The sequence below is a fragment of the Sphingobacterium sp. BIGb0116 genome, from assembly GCF_024808035.1.
Lineage (GTDB): Bacteria > Bacteroidota > Bacteroidia > Sphingobacteriales > Sphingobacteriaceae > Sphingobacterium > Sphingobacterium paramultivorum.
The window spans coordinates 185,854-202,471 of the sequence record NZ_JANUDT010000001.1; the positions used below are offsets into that span (position 1 = coordinate 185,854).

Here is a 16,618-nt window from a genome sequence, read left to right on the forward strand (position 1 = left end):
AGGGGGGATAAAATACAGTCTCAACAAAAATATAATTCTGTAGCAGTTTTAATGCCTTTCAGCAGGTAGGTCTAAGAAAATATGTAATGAACCAAAAGAATTTTGTAATCAACTGAATTTCTCGAAAAACATTTTCTTGTACGATTCGCCCAAATTAAAAAGAAGGGGTAGATCTTGGTCGTCCGACAAATTGCTTGTAATTTCATCAGCGGAGAAAAATTTGACGATCTTGGTTGCAATGATCTCTTTTTTATTGATACGTATAAAATCCTGTTCAGGCAAGATCTCCATCAGCTTATCAAAGCTTATATTTTTCAATAAAATAAACGAACCATCCGCCAAATAAACTGTTTTATCCCGGCTGTCTACTTCAGCTATTTGAACATAGTTAATCTGTTCGAAATACAATACTGTTTTTCCTTTATTCGTATTAAATTGCGCAAAAGAGACAGTTTCAGATCGCTTGCTAATTAGTTGCTCAACCTTCATAATGGCTTGTTGAAGACGTTGCAGGGACAATGGTTTACGCATATAATCTACTGCATTGATGTCAAAAGCATCGCTCGCATATTGTTTATATGCAGTAGAAAATACAATCGGAAAGTCTTTTAGCTCTTTGGCTAGGTCAAATCCGTTAAATTCCGGCATTTCAATATCCAGAATGCAAAAATCAAAACTTAACTTGCGGTATTCCTTCAATAATGAAGCTGGATCATTAAAAGCTTTAACCACCTCTAAACCAGAAATCTGTTCACAGAGCATTTTCAAAAATCTCAAGCTTGGTATTTCATCATCCAAAAGAATACATTTCAAATTTCTTTCAATCGGCATACAATCTAATTTGAAGGTTGGCAGTATAGACATCATTTTCTACAAATCGCCGCAGTTGATGTCTACCTGGATAATACAACATGAGACGCTCTTCCAAAGTTTTGCTGCCTATTCCACTTTTAGACTTTTGTAATGGTGAACGTTTTGATATTCGATTGCTTACAACTAATTCGAATAAACCATTCTTAAAGGTCAGCATAATAGCGATAAAAGAATCCGGACCGTGGAAATCCGCATGCTTAAACGCATTTTCAATTAAATCAACCGACATAAGCGGGACTAATGACGGTGTGTTCAACATGGAGTCATTTAGTTCATCAATATCAAATTTAACGCGGATATCAAATAAGGGGCTCAATTTTACCTTGTTTATCTCAATGAGATTTCGGGCAAATTCAATTTCGGCCTTCGGTGAAACGAGTTCATCTTCACTTTCGTATAAAACGTAGTCCAATACCATGGCTAATTTGTCCATCGTATAATAGGTTTGATAAGCATGGGAAAGTATTCCGTTCAACGAATTTTTAAGCAAATGCGGATTTAATTGAGCCCGATGGAAATGTTCTATCTTTTGATTATCCATACGATTAAAAAGCTCTTTTTGTTGTCTATTTTCTACCTCAAGTTTCCGGTATTTTTGTCTTAAAAAGAGGTACAAACCCAATATTACAGCAACAATAGTCAGCAATAACAGAATGATTATATTCGAGATCTCAGTCGTCATGTTCATCCAAACTTAGTTAAAATTTCATTATGAACGAAAAACCAGCTTGAGAAAACCCAGATGACCAAACCCTCTATTCATTTACGATAAAATGAAATTTGAGCGCTTTTAGATCAAATACACCACTGTGAAATTCTCATGTATTTATTACAAAATTTAATAGTTTCATTACAATTTAGTCACTTTGAAACATTAATTTCAGATTATTATCCTTATATTGAGACTATTGTAATTAGCCGATCAAATGATTGTCTACGCTATTTTGGTTAAACCCGCCTGATTTTTAATCAGGCCTAATATGAAACACTATGGAAAAGCTCATTTTCGAAACTAATGCACAACATCCCAGTCTTGTAGACAAAATCAAACAAGCTGTTGAAAAACTGAATGGCATCCACGAATGGAAGATCGACTTGGATTCTATTTATAATCTGTTAACCATAGAAGGTATTCGACTCAACCCAACGGAAATCGAATCAGAGCTAGCGCTCCATGGAGTCGAGGCAAGCCGTCTGTATGAAGAGTAGAGGTACGACCTTGTATAACAAATAAAATAAGTTTCCTGGAAGCTATGTGGTTAAAAACAACCGAATTCAATAAGCGTGAGCTTCTTCCAGATAAAATTAAAGCAATCTTATCTGGAAGAAGCATCAAATCTTTTTAATAATCATTGCCGAGGCACCACCGCCACCATTACATATCGCTGCCAGCCCTACTGATCCTCCCTCCTGTCTTAAGATGCTGCTTAGTGTTACAACAATTCTAGCTCCCGAACATCCTAATGGATGCCCCAAAGATACCGCTCCTCCATAAACATTCACTTTGTTCACGGGTAAGCCTAAAATCTGTGCATTTGCCAAAGCGACAACAGAAAAGGCTTCATTAAATTCAAAATAATCAATGTCCGCAATTGTCAGACCCGCTTTTTTTAATACTTTATTTGTGGCAATACTTGGCGTTGTCGTAAACCATTCTGGAGCTTGCTCAGCATCAGCATAAGCAATAATCTCTGCTAAGGGCACAAGTCCAAGTTCTTCCAATTTCTCGCCAGACACGAGCAATACCGCAGCAGCCCCATCACTTATTGTAGATGCGTTTGCGGCAGTTACAGTCCCCTCTTTTTTAAAGGCAGGCTTAAGCTCAGGTATCTTATCAAAATTGACCTGCGAAAACTCTTCATCCCGCGAAACGACGACGTCTCCTTTACGACTTTGTATCGTTATAGGTTGAACCTCGTTTAAAAACTTATTTTTTTGCCAAGCGTCTAGGCTTCTTTTATAGGAACTTATCGCATAAACATCCTGTTCTTCACGGCCAATATGATATTTCTCGGCACACAACTCTGCAAAGATTCCCATTGCATCATTCGAATAAGCGTCGCTCAAACCATCACGTTGTAAACCATCAACCAGACTCTGGGCTCCAAATTTGGCTCCCCAACGCATACTATTCGTATAATATGGCACCCTACTCATGCTCTCCATCCCACCAGCAATCACTATATCAGCATCTCCCAATAAAATACTTTGCGCAGCAACAGCTATTGCTTTCATTCCACTAGCACATACTTTATTAAGGGTAGTTGCAGCGGTATGATCCGACAAACCTGCTAACCGCGCTACCTGTCGGGCAGGCGCTTGTCCCAAATCAGCTTGCAAAACAGCACCAATAATAATCTCATCCACTATATCGCGGGAAATACCCGCCTCATCAACTACAGCCCCAACAACCTGGGCCGCGAGACTTGGCGCCGAAATAGATGACAAGGCACCACCAAAACTTCCAATTGGTGTGCGTTTCGCTGCAACGATAAATACACTCTTTGACATGATATAAAAAGTTTATAATTGTTCTGCTAAAATTTTGAAGGCCTATCGCTAGCATATCCCCAACAACCCTTCCTAATCTTAAAGATAAAAAATATAACAGATAACCCACAACAAGTCGGTTTTATTTTTTTCATCAAAACAGAATAAATAGAAAAAAAATAACGCAAAAACTTCCCTACTTAACCAATTGAACGAAAAATAAAGAATAAAAATTTGCAAAAAGCCAAGGCTTTTCGCTAAATTCGTTTAGATAACATCCTACTAGACGGCCATTCAAAAGGCCACCTTACAATAAGATAACCAAAAGCAAGATAAACGATTATGCAGACAATCAAGTTTACAGCTGAACATCAGATTTTTCGCGATACACTTCGCGCATTTATTCGAAAAGAAATTACACCTTACGTCGATGATTGGGAAAAACGGGGCGAGATCGACCGAAATGTGTGGAAGAAAATGGGTGATATGGGATTGATGGGACTCAATTATCCAGAAGTGTATGGTGGACTAGAACTTGATTTTTATTATTCCTTGATACTCTGCGAAGAATTATCGTATTGTTTTTCTGGAGGATTTACCATTTCCGCGCTTGTCATTCAGTTTATGTCGGCTCCATACCTACTGAAATATGGATCAGAAAATCTGAAAGTACGCTACCTTAAACCGGTTATTGCTGGTGATATGGTCAGTGCTGTTGCTATTACTGAACCCGGGGCTGGTTCTGACGTAAAACAGATCAAAACAACAGCTGTTCGGGATGGCGATTTTTATATTGTCAATGGATCTAAAACATTTATTACCAATGGTTATTATGGTGATTTCTTCATTACAGCAGTCAAAACTGCTTCTGACCAGGGAACAAAGGGTATAAGCTTATTACTTATTGACAGAAATGCAACCGGAGTCTCGTCAAGCAAAATCAATAAATTAGGCTGGCACGCCTCTGACACTGCCGAGCTAGGGTTTAATAACGTACGAGTCCCTATTTCTCATCTTGTTGGCATTGAGGGAGAAGGATTTCGCTATTTAATGGATGGACTTCAATTGGAAAGGCTTACCGCAGCTATTCATAGTCTCGCTACCGCAGAATCCGCATTTCAGTATACGCTTGATTATATCGCACAACGTGAAGCCTTTGGAAAAAAAATCCAGGAATTTCAAACAATACGGCACCGAATCGCACAAATGGCAGCAGATATTGCTACCACGAAAGCCTTTGTCTACCATTGCTGTGATCTCCAAGACCAAAACGAATATGCAGTCCAAGAATGTTCCATTGCGAAGCTACAAGCAAGTGAGCTCGCCGTCAATGTCGTGAACCAATGTCTCCAATTATTTGGTGGTTATGGGTTTACAGAAGATTATAAAATCGCACGTTTATATCGCGATGTCCGTGTCGGCACCATTATCGGGGGAACATCAGAAATCATGCTTGAAATTATCGCGAAAATGACAATAGATCATGTGACTTATCAATCAGGAAAGTCCAAACAATAGAAAGCTTTTTAAAAATCATGACCAAGTACAATGGATGAAAATAAATCTTATATGACCCACACGCTCTTTCGTGTAGAACAGGATAATCATCACATCATTACAATCCATCCTATATCGACAGCGGCTCCCGAGCAGTTGGATATTATAGACTATCTCACGCAATTTGTTGATTTGGTTACGTTCATTCTCGAACGGGAAGATACCATAGGTGTCATATACAGCTGCCCGATTCAGGACAAAAAAATCGAATATACGCAATTATTTGAGCAGTTTTCTTCAAGCCGCTCAAGCCCTTCGGACTTATACAAGCTTACATCAAAAGTATTGCATTGGGAAACGTTTAAAAAACCCATTGTATCTCTTATTTCACACAATTGTACAGCTATTGCCCTAGCGACTATGCTATGGTCTAATTGTCGTATCGCCTCCGAAAAACTTCAGTTTGGCTTTCCGGAGAGTAAGTATGGTTTGTTTACAGCTTTTGGCACAACGATCTATTTACCAGCATTGATAGGTACTGAAAATGCCCTAAATCTGCTGACACAAAGCAAACTTCTGAGCAGTGAAGAAGCACATAAACTTGGGTTGATCAATGAATTGACGCAGAAGCCCAGCGACAGCCTATCATTAGCAATAAACTGGATACTTAATCTACCCAGCACCAATGCTGACCATCAAACAGAACAAATTGACGAACTGACGCCTGAAGCAATTCTTACTATCCAAAAAAAAACACGCGGTTTATACCCCGGCACAAACGCAGTTATTGAATTATTAAGAAAAAACCCGTCATCTACAGCGATTGAAGCTAGTGAGAGAGAAGCAAATTTATACCTAGAAGTGTTAAATAGCCCCGAACCACTCAGCATGGTCCGTACACTTCATTATGCTGTCCAATTGGCAAAGTCACCCAACAGTATAAAACATCTTGGGGACTATAGCCTAAAAAAAATAGGTATACTGGGCGCTGGAATGATGGGCTCGGGGATTGCTTATGAGGCCGCCCGAGCAGGAATAGAAGTTGCTTTAAAAGACGTTACACTTCCCCAAGCCGAACGAGGTAAAACCTATTCTAGCCAGGTTTGTGAAAAATCACTGGCTTTAGGGGCCATGAGCCCATCACAACGAGAGCAATTGCTTGCGCGCATAAAACCAACTGACCAAGTCGATGACCTTAATGGGTCTGACTGCATTATAGAAGCTGTATTTGAAGATTTCCGCCTAAAGGCTGAGGTGACAAAAGAAAGCCTACCCTATTTAAACGAAAATGGCTTTTTCGCTACAAATACCACTTCATTGCCTATTACTGAACTTGCTAAAGCAACCAATGATCCTGAAAATTTTATAGGGATGCATTTCTTTTCCCCTGTTGACCGCATGCCACTTGTCGAAATCATCTGCGGTAAACAAACCGAGCAAAAAACCTTAGAGAAAGCACTTACCACAGCTTTACGCCTCAATAAAATTCCGATAGTCGTGCAGGATGGCCCGGGCTTTTTCACCTCGCGTATTTTCTTCAATTATTTACTCGAAGGTATTACAATGGTACTGGAAGGCATCTCACCGACACTGGTCGAAGAGGAAGCGATGGCTGCAGGTTTTGCCGTGGGCCCATTGGCAGTATTGGATGAGATATCATTGGAATTGATGCTACACGTTTATGATCAATTACCCGGTCTGCATCCCAGCCAAAAACGTGCATATACCTACCTCAAAGAAATGGTCAATCAGGAACGAAAAGGAAAAAAATCGGGCGCTGGATTTTACGATTATGACCATGAAACCAAAAAGAAAACCATTTGGAAAAACCCTGTAATTGCATCTACAAAAGAAAATGTAACACCTTCAATTATCCGGAAACGTTTGTTGCATGTCATGGCATTGGATAGTTATCGATGTCTCGCAGAAGGCGTACTCAACCAACCCATCGATGGCGACATTGGTTCTATTTTAGGTGTAGGGTATGCATCCTATACAGGTGGCGTATTTGGACATATCGACCGCACAACGCTTCCTATTTTCATTGCTGAATGCGAAAACTTTCTGCCCAAAGGCGAGCAATGGGATATACCAGAATCTTTAAGAGAGCTGGCAAAAAAGAATTTCAGATTTTATAGTGGTTTTGACTCAAATTGGCGATAGATTAGCCAATCTATGTTCTTTCTTCTAAAGAAGCGTACATAAGCTGTTTAAGTGCACTAAAGTATCAGGTAATCATAAAAACAAAAGGTTGCAACCTTAAAAAGAATATTCGGTGTAGTTAACGCTATAATAGAAACGAAAGCAGGGGTGACAAAACAAATAGTTCGATCACCCCGTGCTCTATATATCATTAGCGCACAAACAAATCCATCAGTTGCGAGACATCCTGTTCGAGAAAAGTATCGTAATCCAAGGTAGCTGTAAGTATTTCCTTTTGCTGTTTTTCAGAAAATACCCGAGCAAGATTTGTTTTGTATTTTTCGATTAATTTAGGGATTCCCTCTGCCCTCCTTCTTGGATGACCTATCGGGTATTCAACGACCAATTCAGGCAATATTGTACCGTCAATCAGTTCAATTGTTAAAGCATTTGATATCGCACGTTTCTGTGGGTCGTGATAGTCAGCAGTGAATTGAGCATCTTCCACGCAGGAGATCTTATCGCGAAGCGCATCAATTCTTGGATCCGAAGCGATATGGTTTTCATAGTCATCAGCCGTCAAACGGCCGAAGATCAACGGAACAGCCACCATGTATTGGATACAATGATCACGGTCTGCAGGGTTATGTAAAGGCCCCTTTTTATCAATGATACGGATAGCCGCTTCATGTGTACGAATGGTTACACGGGCGATATCTGAGCTGCTTTTTCCAAATTCTTTCAGTTGTTGATGAAGTTGCATAGCAGCTTCTGCTGCTGTCTGTGCATGGAACTCAGCTGGAAAAGAAATCTTAAAAAGAATATTTTCCATCACATATGATCCATATCCCCGCTGAAACTTAAATGGATTTCCGTTAAAAGACACATCATAAAATCCCCATATTGGTGCTGTCAAAACAGAAGGATAGCCCATTTCTCCAGTTTTTGCTATCAGGGCCAATCGGACAGCACGTGAAGTTGCATCTCCGGCTGCCCAAGATTTTCGGCTACCTGTATTTGGCGCATGCCGATAAGTGCGTAGGGCTTGTCCATCCACAAAAGCCAAAGAAACCGCGTTGAGCAGCTCTTCTCTTGTGAGGCCAATGAGCCTCCCTACGACCGCTGTTGAAGCTACCTTCACCAAAATAACATGGTCTAGCCCCACTTTATTAAACGAGTTTTCAAGTGCTAAGACACCTTGTATCTCATGGGCCATAATCATTGCCTCAAGCACCGTCCTAGCTTTCAGCGGTTTTTGCCCGTTTGCAATATTTGTTCGGCTCAACCAATCTGCCACAGCTAAGATTCCCCCTAGATTATCGGATGGATGCCCCCATTCTGCTGCCAGCCAGGTATCATTAAAATCCAACCATCGAACAATCGTGCCGATATTGAATGCTGCCTGAACGGGATCCAATTGAAAATTTGTACCCGGTACCCGAGCACCGTTCGGCACGATGGTCCCTGCCACAACTGGCCCCAACAATTTGGTGCAGGCAGGATAGGTTAATGCTTCCAAGCCGCAGCCAATGGTATCGAGAAAACAGTAAAAGGCCGTATTCCAAGCGACTTTTTCCTCAATTTTATAATTTAGGACATAGTCCACAATGTCCACTAAACCCTGATCCGGTTGTGGTCTTTCATTTGATATTGCTGAACTCATTCGTGTATTTTCGTATAAGACTCTCGTTCTATTTATTAATATAATTCGTTTTTTTCTGAGCTAAGCTCTTCCTCAAAGCCCAACGTTTAAAAAGTACTTTTTAATGCCTTTTCCCGATCCAAATTTACCGTTCGGAAAGAGGTACAAAAGGTCTGTCCTCAGGACCAACATAATTTGCACTTGGTCGGATAATTTTTCCATCCTGACGCTGCTCGAAAACATGCGCTGACCAGCCGGTAATACGTGAGAGGACAAATAACGGCGTAAACATCTCCGTTGGAATGCCCATAATATGATAGGACACCGCAGAATACCAGTCCAGGTTCGGAAACATTTTCTTTTCTTCCCACATGACTTTTTCCAACCGTTCAGCGATCAGGTAGAGCGTCATGTCGCCCGCTTCTTCCGACAGCTCTTTGGCCACTTGTTTTATCACTTGATTTCTTGGATCCGAGATTGTATATACAGGATGGCCAAAACCAATAATGACTTCTTTGTTTGCCAATCGCTTCCGGATATCCGCTTCTGCCTCATCAGCATTTGCATAACGACTCTGAATTTCGAAAGCGACCTCATTGGCTCCGCCATGTTTAGGTCCACGTAGCGCACCTATCGCACCAGCGATGCAGGAATACATATCTGATCCTGTACCGGCGATTACCCGAGCGGTGAATGTAGATGCATTAAACTCATGTTCGGCATATAAATTGAGTGAAATCTGCATCGCTCTTACCCAAGAAGACGATGGCGATTTTCCGTGTAGCAAATGCAAAAAATGCCCGCCCAACGTTGCATCTGATGTCTCTACCTGCACCTCACGTCCATGCTGACTAAAATGATACCAGTACAACAGTGCTGAGGCCATCGAAGCCATCAGGCGAGTTGCAATGTCACGGGCACCAGTAATGGGATGACTGTCTTTCTCGGGCGAAACGCTGCCGAAAAATGAAACATAAGTCCGTAAAACATCCATGGCATGTGCCGTCGATGGCAATTGCTTGAGGACCTGTTGAACAGTAATAGGTAGACCACGTTGACTGATCAACTGACTTTGATAAGTGACGAGCTGTGCCTGTGTTGGTAGACTTCCATAAATAAGTAAATAAGCGACCTCTTCAAAACTTGCCTGATGCGCCAGATCTAAAATATCATAGCCCCTATAATGCAGATCATTACCACTTTTTCCGACAGTGCTCAAAGCCGTATTGCCAGCTGCTACACCAGAGAGTGCTACACTTTTTTTGGGCTTAAAACCTGTGCTGTTTGTCTCTTCCATCTGAATATAATTATTTGTTAAACAATTGATCCAATCGATTTTCATAGGCATAATAATCGATACTTCTGTATAACTCTTCTCTCGTCTGCATGTCGTCAATCACATTAAGCTGCCCACCGTCTTCCCGAATGTGACGATAAATAGTTGTAGCCGCCTTATTAGCGGCGCGGAAAGCAGATAGTGGATAAAGGACAATAGAAACATCCGCTTGACGTAGTTCATTCAGGCTAAACAACGGTGTTTGTCCAAATTCGGTGATATTCGCCAAAATAGGAAGGCCAGTTGCCGCACTAAATTGAACGTATTCCTCCAAATGATGTACCGCTTCAGCAAAAATAAAGTCCGCTCCAGCTTCTTTATAAGCCACCGCTCTTTCCAAAGCAAGTTCAAGGCCTTCAGAACCAAGTGCATCTGTACGTGCACCAATGGCAAAATGCTCATCCGTTCGTGCATCCACCGCCGCTTTCAGGCGGTCAACCATTTCAGCCCGAGAGACGAGCTCTTTCCCAGGCCGGTGACCACAACGTTTAGCCCCCACCTGATCCTCCATGTGAACTGCGGCCGCGCCCACTTTAATTAAAGACTTTATTGTACGTGCAACATTGAATGCCGAAGGCCCGAAGCCAGTATCAATATCCACCAGCAAAGGAAGTTTACACACATTTGTAATGCGATCCACATCAATCAAAACATCCTGAAGTGTTGTTATCCCAAGATCTGGAATTCCCAGTGAACCGGCTGCGACACCTCCTCCTGAAAGATAAATAGCTTTAAAACCAGCCTGTTCAGCCAAAAGGGCATGATTAGCATTAATCGCTCCAACAATTTGTAATGGTTTTTCATTCTTGATCGCTTCCTTAAAAAGGAAGCCCGGGGATTTTATCATAATATCGAATTTGAAATTCCAAACCGTATAGCCTTCTCTAGATGCAGGCTACAGCGATTACTTAAGTTTACTTAGTCTGAAGAACTCCTTTTTAGAGCCTTCCTCTTAAAGATAGGAATTACCAACGCAATAAAGCAAATTATTTTCTACATTATAGGTAAATCACAGAAGAAAATACGGCTAAAAAAAACAAAACCAGCATATCCCCAAATTCAAGGGGCCTTGAACTTATAGTTCAAAGCCCCTATCAAAACCCAATTGACTTCATGGATTGCCAATTGGGATCCAATGCTCAAGAAATATTATTTTTCGACAAAATTACGTCCAACAAAGACCCGTTTCGCCTGTCCCCGTGTCACCTCGATTTGGTTTTTCCATTTTTGCTCTTTGGCCGTATTTAACTCAACGCTTTCCAAATCCCGCAGACGTGCAGCCAAGCGCTGCATTGCGATCTCTTTATTCTGCAATTGCGATCTCGTGTCCATCACCTGAACACTTATCCCTGTCGGAGCATGCGTCGCTCTAACGCCAGAACTTACTTTATTAACATGCTGTCCACCTGCACCGCTACTTCGCATCGTTTGGAAATATACATGCTTTAAATCCAACACCTTTTCCTTTTCACCCGGATGATACGTTTTAATTTCGACAAACCAATTCTTCCGTTTTTGTAAAGGACGAAAAGGGCTTTTACACACCCAACAGACTGTACCAATCCAATGATCAATCAATTGATCCATATCTTTTCCTCTCAATCTGACGATTAACGAACAAGGAAGTCCATCAACTTCTTCTGTTTCTATTTCCGTGACTTCAACTCCAACTTTACTACCTTCAAAAGAGATTCTGTCGACTACCAACCTAACGGCCATATTACATTCCTTAGGACCTCGTCCCGAAGAAATTTGTAAATACCTTTCTTTCATAACCTTATTTGTCCATACGTACAATCTTCGGACTAAACATTCCGAGAACAGTTACCAACTCCTGCTGTAATTGCATCACCCGATGAATATCTTTATACGCACGTGGTGATTCATCCAACGCACCGCCAATCAATTCTACACCATGTGCTTCCAGATCTTTCAGCATAGCGCTTTTTGTCAAATTATTTTTGCAGGCGGATCTCGACATGACACGCCCCGCTCCATGGGATGCAGACTGTAAACTTAAGGGGTTTCCCGTTCCCTCAACAATGAACCCTGGTGCTGTCATCGAGCCGGGAATCACCCCCAGCACGCCCTTGCCTGCAGGCGTTGCTCCCTTCCGATGAACAATGCATTCCTCCCCATTCACTAATTCCTTCCATGCGAAATTATGATGATTTTCGATCGTTACCACGGGATTACCGCCAAGTGCTTTAGCCAAACGTCGGTGGATGTCTGCATGACAGGCTTGGGCATACTCCCCAGCCAAATTCATTGCCATCCAGTATTCTTGTCCTTCTTGGCTTGCTAAATCCAACCAGGCCAAATGTTGGACATGACGTGGTAATGGACATTGTTGCGCCGCAAGGCTTGTGTAATGCTTAGCGATATTCGCCCCCAAACCTCGAGAGCCACTATGGGATAAAATCCCCAAGTACTGTCCTGGATTTATCCCCCATTCCTCCCGCACGGTTTGAAGCTCAACAATGCCCAATTCGACAAAGTGATTTCCACTACCAGAAGTCCCAAATTGTCTGTAAGCTTTACCCAACAGGGATTTTAATAGTGGGATTTCCTGAAATTCAGTTCTACTGAAAACAACATGGTCATGCTTATCACGATGAGTGTCATTTAAACCAAATTTGGTGTTTTCCTTCAATATATTTTTCAGTTGGAACTCCCTCCCTTTGAAATAACTGCCTGGTAAGTCGAATATCGACAGGCTCATCCGACAACCAATATCTACGCCTACACCATAGGGTATAACAGCATTTTCTGTGGCCAGTACCCCACCGATGGGAAGGCCATAACCTGTATGTGCATCCGGCATCAGTGCACCTTGTCTTGAAATAGGCAATCTCAGTGCATCATACAATTGTCTTTTTGCCTGCTCATCAATTTCATTTTCACCAAATATGCTAAATGGAGCACAATGTGAATGAAGCTCCTGCATGCGTACTTCAACAGGTTTAACAAGTCCTTCAGAGACCTTTCCCCATATTTTATGCGCCATAAATCGCTGCGGAGCTTCTATCAACTCAGCAAGTTCAAGAAGAATGGTTTCTTTATTTTCCCTCTTTCGATACCTTGTGATCAGCCCTAAAGCTGTATTAACTATATTATTTTGTGGAAAACCTATTTTTACTAGATCTTTTCCAGATAATTTACTTCCCATTTTTATAAAAAATATAAATAATTAGCCATCAATTTCCTCTTGGAAATCGGCAGCCTTTTTGAAAAAATTTCGGGAATATTCTTTTAGGGATTACGATTCTATTAAGCATTTTTCTTAATGCACAGTCAATTACTCCTATAGAGTCGAACGCACCTGTTTTTTTAAAACGCTGCATCCCTGAAGAGCTTTGACTATCTAAATAGAAACGAAAATCCGGAAAATTAAAAAGCCCGAATGAACTTCGGCTTTTTCATCTGTATAAATTGGTTTTTCAAAAGAAGTAAAGCGACCTGATTATTCACTCCAGCGGATTGAACAAACATGATGCGCTCCTATTTCGAAGAATATCTTAAATAGGACGAAAAGCACGAAGATTGCTTTCGGCAAATCCATTTGCCTTAAAAGCTTGCTGTGTTATTATTCTAGCGACCAACATATCTTTTCGTGTTTAAATTATTAAAATATTATTATCAAGTGCAAATATAAGTAAGTTCAGTTTAAAATAGAAAAATTCGCGAAAATTTAATCCGAGTTAAATGGAAGCGGATCCTTTAACACAAATTTAAAATCGAGTGTCTTCTCGCCTCTGGTCACTCGAAAATACATTTCCTTTCCCTCTTCTGATTTAAAAAGATTGTGAATTGACTCCAGGGAAAATGACGATGCAGATCTACCATTGATCCGTACAACCTTATCTCCGGGTATTAGTCCTGCGATTGCCGCAGGCGAACCATCACGAACGGTCGCAATTTTGTACATATTTCGAAGTACAAAGCGATACTGTACGCTGTTGCCCATTCTTACCTCTGTGCCGCCATCTTTTTGCAGAACGACAGGTATTTCTTCTTTTTCGTATTTAATGCCATCATGTATAATCTCCAAGCCACTCATATTCAGATAATAAAAGCGATCAAAATCTTTATTCTTATGAAGATATATCGACTTGTTGGGATAATCGAATACGACCTTAAATCGGCGTAACAACTCGTTTCCAATGGAACCTATTCTTTCGCTCACAAATGTTGCATGCTGTAACGAACTCAATTCGGGATAGGCTACCAAGGGGTAGTTCATTGTAAACGGCCCAAGTTCGAGCGATCGGATTCGATTTCTTTTTCCATAAATCTCACCGTTAAAACCCTGCCCTATGTAGTCATCAATAAATGGGGGCTTAATATCAAAATTGTTTAGCTTTGAAGGAATAAGCATTAAGGCATCACTATTTCCCATGTCGATCAATACACGACCATCAATAGAAACATCACCCTGTTTAAAAGCAACCGAAGTATAGGGACGACTATTTAAAATATCCAGCGGCAAACGCTGCATCTTGTCAAGTCCCTTGGGCCGGTTCGCCTTGGCATATAAGGTAATACGATGTTTTTGAAAATCCATTTCCATCATTTGGTTTTCAAAAAAGCGACTTCCCATAATTCCATTAACTTCCACTCCTATCCGAGTAGAGATATCAATATGCGCATTTTGAAGAATATAGATCGGTTGGTCTAAATCTTCATATACCCCAGCAATATTCACCTGATTATGTATGGATAAATAGCCATCCAACCCCTCTTCCCTACCCAATCCCTGAAATTTATTAACAAAAACAGCGCTATCAATTGACTTTAATGTTTCGCCAAATATCATGGTTTCTTTAACCCCCGTATCCAACAGGAAGTTCATCATATATCCATTTACCTGTACAGGGATAATCACCAGGTTATGTACGAAAAGAAAAGGAATTTTAACATTCTTTTTCCTGTTTAAGACAAACCCTACTTGCCCCTGAGTAATGAAAAAACACAGCAGTGCCAGCGATAAAAAAACTGTTTTCATCCAAGTTTATATTTGGTATTTCCAATTTAAACAAGAATATTCAGATTAAAGAAAGTTTATAAAAAAAAGCCCATCTTATTGCCATTTCGACGGTAGTTAATTTATCTTTCTTATCTACAAGTCTGGTTCAAGATTACACTTACTTTACCGTTTCTGTGCTATTTTATTGCTGTTTTATTGCTGTTTTATCGTTAAAATACCAAAGAATAAACAAAGAAACACCAAAGAAACGGCAAACGAATACCGAGGAAGGTCTAATGAAAGTAGCTACAATAAGCGAAGAAACACCAAAGAACAAGCAATAGCTGCAGCAACTTAGAATCAAATAGTGACCAAGTTAGATCTTGAGACAATGCTTATTCAGTGCTTGCTCAGTGATCGTTCAGTGATTGTTCAGTGATCATTCAGTACAAATTGAATAAGCACTGACTGATCACTGTCTAAAGATTGATTGAAAATTGTTATTAGATATAAGTTGATATTAGGATGTATCTGTTTTAGTACCTACCTTGATTAGCTATAATCCGGAACTTGTGGCAATCTTCAGGTCAGATGCAGCATAGACGCACAAAAAAATCCTCTTTACAGTAAGTAAAGAGGATTTTAGTACCCGGAGCCGGAGTCGAACCGGCACGGTTTCCCACTGGTGTTTGAGACCAGCGCGTCTACCAATTCCGCCATCCGGGCATATCCGTTTGGGATGATGCAAAAGTAGGTTTTTTATTGAAAAGGAGAAAACTTTTTGAACAAATTTTCAACGAAAACCAATATAGAACTGAAATTCAGTCGAATAATTTTTCATTAGTTACTCAAAAAACTTGCTTTAACCGTGATATTAGCTGTTTTTTTTCTCGAGGTTGTATTAAATGCACCGCCAGAAGAGTACTCTTCGTTGTCGTTTTGTCCTGTTATCTGAAAAATTCCGAGATCAGCCTTTACCAGATTACCTAATCCGGCATTCGATTCCTTTGCAATATTGTCTGCACGTTGATGTGCATTTTTTGAAGCCTGTGAAATAAGTTCCAATTTCAGATCCTCTAGCTTGGAGTAATAATAATTGGGGGTGCTGGAGCTAAGTTCTATCCCTTTGGAAATTAATGTCGATATTTCTCGTGAGGCATTGTCCACTTTATTTAAGTCTTTGGATTCGACACTTACGGCCTGCGATAAGGTATAACCGGAAAAAGTATTATAACCATTCCCCTTTCCATCTGTATGATATTCGAAATCTTTGGCAATATTAACGGCTTCGAAACGGATCTCGTCGGCTTTAACCCCCTGTTGTACTAAAAAATCCCGCACCAAATCACGATCAGTGGCCAGTTGTGCTGAAGCAGCACTCAATTCGTAATTCTTTCGGCTAAAAGTAGCACTCCATTTGACTAGATCAGATTCGAAATCTTTTTTGGCATTACCATTAACAGTGATTGTCTGCGTCGATTTAAACTTATAGCGATAAGCTGTACCCAATATCCAGGTGCCAAGCAAGAGCACAGCGCCCATTATAATCGAAATAATAACAGCGGATGATGATTTCATAACCAGTTTTTTATGTTTACGTAACAATGAATATACCAAAAAATCGATGTTTATTTATTTTTTATGAATAAATTGCGACAAAAAGGTTTAAAAT

13 protein-coding genes and 1 tRNA gene are annotated in these 16,618 nt (G+C 40.5%); 3 read left to right on the top strand and 11 right to left on the bottom strand.

The features are described from left to right. Nucleotides 1-108: 108 nt before the first annotated feature. Both M2419_RS00925 and M2419_RS00930 read right to left on the bottom strand, forming a co-directional pair. On the bottom strand, nt 109-831 hold the full coding sequence (locus M2419_RS00925) for a LytTR family DNA-binding domain-containing protein (RefSeq protein ID WP_202883747.1): 723 nt from the start codon (nt 829-831) through the stop codon (nt 109-111). Further along, nucleotides 821-1,561 (bottom strand): histidine kinase, encoded by a 741-nt coding sequence (locus M2419_RS00930; RefSeq protein WP_200845661.1) that lies wholly within the window; start codon nt 1,559-1,561, stop codon nt 821-823. Before M2419_RS00930 ends, M2419_RS00925 begins: the two co-directional genes overlap by 11 nt. A gap of 302 nt (nt 1,562-1,863) precedes the next feature. Between M2419_RS00930 and M2419_RS00935 the strand changes: the two genes are divergently transcribed. Then, entirely contained in the window at nt 1,864-2,082 is a 219-nt protein-coding gene (locus M2419_RS00935; RefSeq protein ID WP_046672939.1) for a hypothetical protein, read from the top strand. 123 nt (nt 2,083-2,205) lie between these two features. On the opposite strand, the gene M2419_RS00940 is transcribed toward M2419_RS00935, so the two are convergent. After that, the gene (locus M2419_RS00940) at nt 2,206-3,384 is read right to left on the bottom strand and encodes a thiolase family protein (protein WP_153846752.1); all 1,179 of its coding nucleotides are present in this window, start codon (nt 3,382-3,384) and stop codon (nt 2,206-2,208) included. A gap of 321 nt (nt 3,385-3,705) precedes the next feature. Here M2419_RS00940 and M2419_RS00945 point away from each other — a divergent pair, with 321 nt between their 5' ends. Together M2419_RS00945 and M2419_RS00950 are read left to right on the top strand one after the other, a co-directional pair. Continuing rightward, a complete protein-coding gene (locus tag M2419_RS00945; RefSeq protein ID WP_153846751.1) occupies nt 3,706-4,881 on the top strand; it encodes an acyl-CoA dehydrogenase family protein in 1,176 nt (391 codons plus the stop codon). A 30-nt stretch (nt 4,882-4,911) separates the two neighbouring features. Next, on the top strand, nt 4,912-7,023 hold the full coding sequence (locus tag M2419_RS00950) for a 3-hydroxyacyl-CoA dehydrogenase NAD-binding domain-containing protein (protein WP_153846750.1): 2,112 nt from the start codon (nt 4,912-4,914) through the stop codon (nt 7,021-7,023). Nucleotides 7,024-7,213: 190 nt separating this feature from the next. Here M2419_RS00950 and M2419_RS00955 read toward each other — a convergent pair whose 3' ends face one another. The 8 genes from M2419_RS00955 to M2419_RS00990 all read right to left on the bottom strand — a co-directional run bounded on the left by M2419_RS00955 (nt 7,214) and on the right by M2419_RS00990 (nt 16,524). Then, nucleotides 7,214-8,665, bottom strand: coding sequence for a bifunctional 2-methylcitrate dehydratase/aconitate hydratase (locus M2419_RS00955; protein WP_182331358.1), 1,452 nt, complete (start codon nt 8,663-8,665; stop codon nt 7,214-7,216). 124 nt (nt 8,666-8,789) lie between these two features. Next, entirely contained in the window at nt 8,790-9,941 is a 1,152-nt protein-coding gene (gene prpC, locus M2419_RS00960) for a 2-methylcitrate synthase (protein WP_259254065.1), read from the bottom strand. Nucleotides 9,942-9,951: 10 nt separating this feature from the next. Then, the gene (prpB, locus tag M2419_RS00965; protein ID WP_259254066.1) at nt 9,952-10,827 is read right to left on the bottom strand and encodes a methylisocitrate lyase; all 876 of its coding nucleotides are present in this window, start codon (nt 10,825-10,827) and stop codon (nt 9,952-9,954) included. 302 nt (nt 10,828-11,129) lie between these two features. Beyond that, a complete protein-coding gene (prfH, locus tag M2419_RS00970; RefSeq protein ID WP_259254067.1) occupies nt 11,130-11,753 on the bottom strand; it encodes a peptide chain release factor H in 624 nt (207 codons plus the stop codon). Between the two features lie 4 nt (nt 11,754-11,757). Continuing rightward, a complete protein-coding gene (locus M2419_RS00975) occupies nt 11,758-13,149 on the bottom strand; it encodes an RtcB family protein (protein WP_259254069.1) in 1,392 nt (463 codons plus the stop codon). 522 nt (nt 13,150-13,671) lie between these two features. Further along, on the bottom strand, nt 13,672-14,985 hold the full coding sequence (locus M2419_RS00980) for a PDZ domain-containing protein (RefSeq protein ID WP_259254070.1): 1,314 nt from the start codon (nt 14,983-14,985) through the stop codon (nt 13,672-13,674). Between the two features lie 607 nt (nt 14,986-15,592). Continuing rightward, a tRNA-Leu gene (locus M2419_RS00985) sits at nt 15,593-15,672 on the bottom strand. A 114-nt stretch (nt 15,673-15,786) separates the two neighbouring features. Further along, nucleotides 15,787-16,524, bottom strand: a complete 738-nt coding sequence (locus tag M2419_RS00990) for an SIMPL domain-containing protein (protein WP_120332779.1) — start codon at nt 16,522-16,524, stop codon at nt 15,787-15,789. Between the last annotated feature and the right edge of the window lie 94 nt (nt 16,525-16,618).

Coding starts and splice junctions, on each gene's coding strand:
- M2419_RS00925 (WP_202883747.1), bottom strand. CDS start 831: ATGCCGATTGAAAGAAATTTGAAATGTATTCTTTTGGATGATGAAATA.
- M2419_RS00930 (WP_200845661.1), bottom strand. CDS start 1,561: ATGAACATGACGACTGAGATCTCGAATATAATCATTCTGTTATTGCTG.
- M2419_RS00935 (WP_046672939.1), top strand. CDS start 1,864: ATGGAAAAGCTCATTTTCGAAACTAATGCACAACATCCCAGTCTTGTA.
- M2419_RS00940 (WP_153846752.1), bottom strand. CDS start 3,384: ATGTCAAAGAGTGTATTTATCGTTGCAGCGAAACGCACACCAATTGGA.
- M2419_RS00945 (WP_153846751.1), top strand. CDS start 3,706: ATGCAGACAATCAAGTTTACAGCTGAACATCAGATTTTTCGCGATACA.
- M2419_RS00950 (WP_153846750.1), top strand. CDS start 4,912: ATGGATGAAAATAAATCTTATATGACCCACACGCTCTTTCGTGTAGAA.
- M2419_RS00955 (WP_182331358.1), bottom strand. CDS start 8,665: ATGAGTTCAGCAATATCAAATGAAAGACCACAACCGGATCAGGGTTTA.
- prpC (WP_259254065.1), bottom strand. CDS start 9,941: ATGGAAGAGACAAACAGCACAGGTTTTAAGCCCAAAAAAAGTGTAGCA.
- prpB (WP_259254066.1), bottom strand. CDS start 10,827: ATGATAAAATCCCCGGGCTTCCTTTTTAAGGAAGCGATCAAGAATGAA.
- prfH (WP_259254067.1), bottom strand. CDS start 11,753: ATGAAAGAAAGGTATTTACAAATTTCTTCGGGACGAGGTCCTAAGGAA.
- M2419_RS00975 (WP_259254069.1), bottom strand. CDS start 13,149: ATGGGAAGTAAATTATCTGGAAAAGATCTAGTAAAAATAGGTTTTCCA.
- M2419_RS00980 (WP_259254070.1), bottom strand. CDS start 14,985: ATGAAAACAGTTTTTTTATCGCTGGCACTGCTGTGTTTTTTCATTACT.
- M2419_RS00990 (WP_120332779.1), bottom strand. CDS start 16,524: ATGAAATCATCATCCGCTGTTATTATTTCGATTATAATGGGCGCTGTG.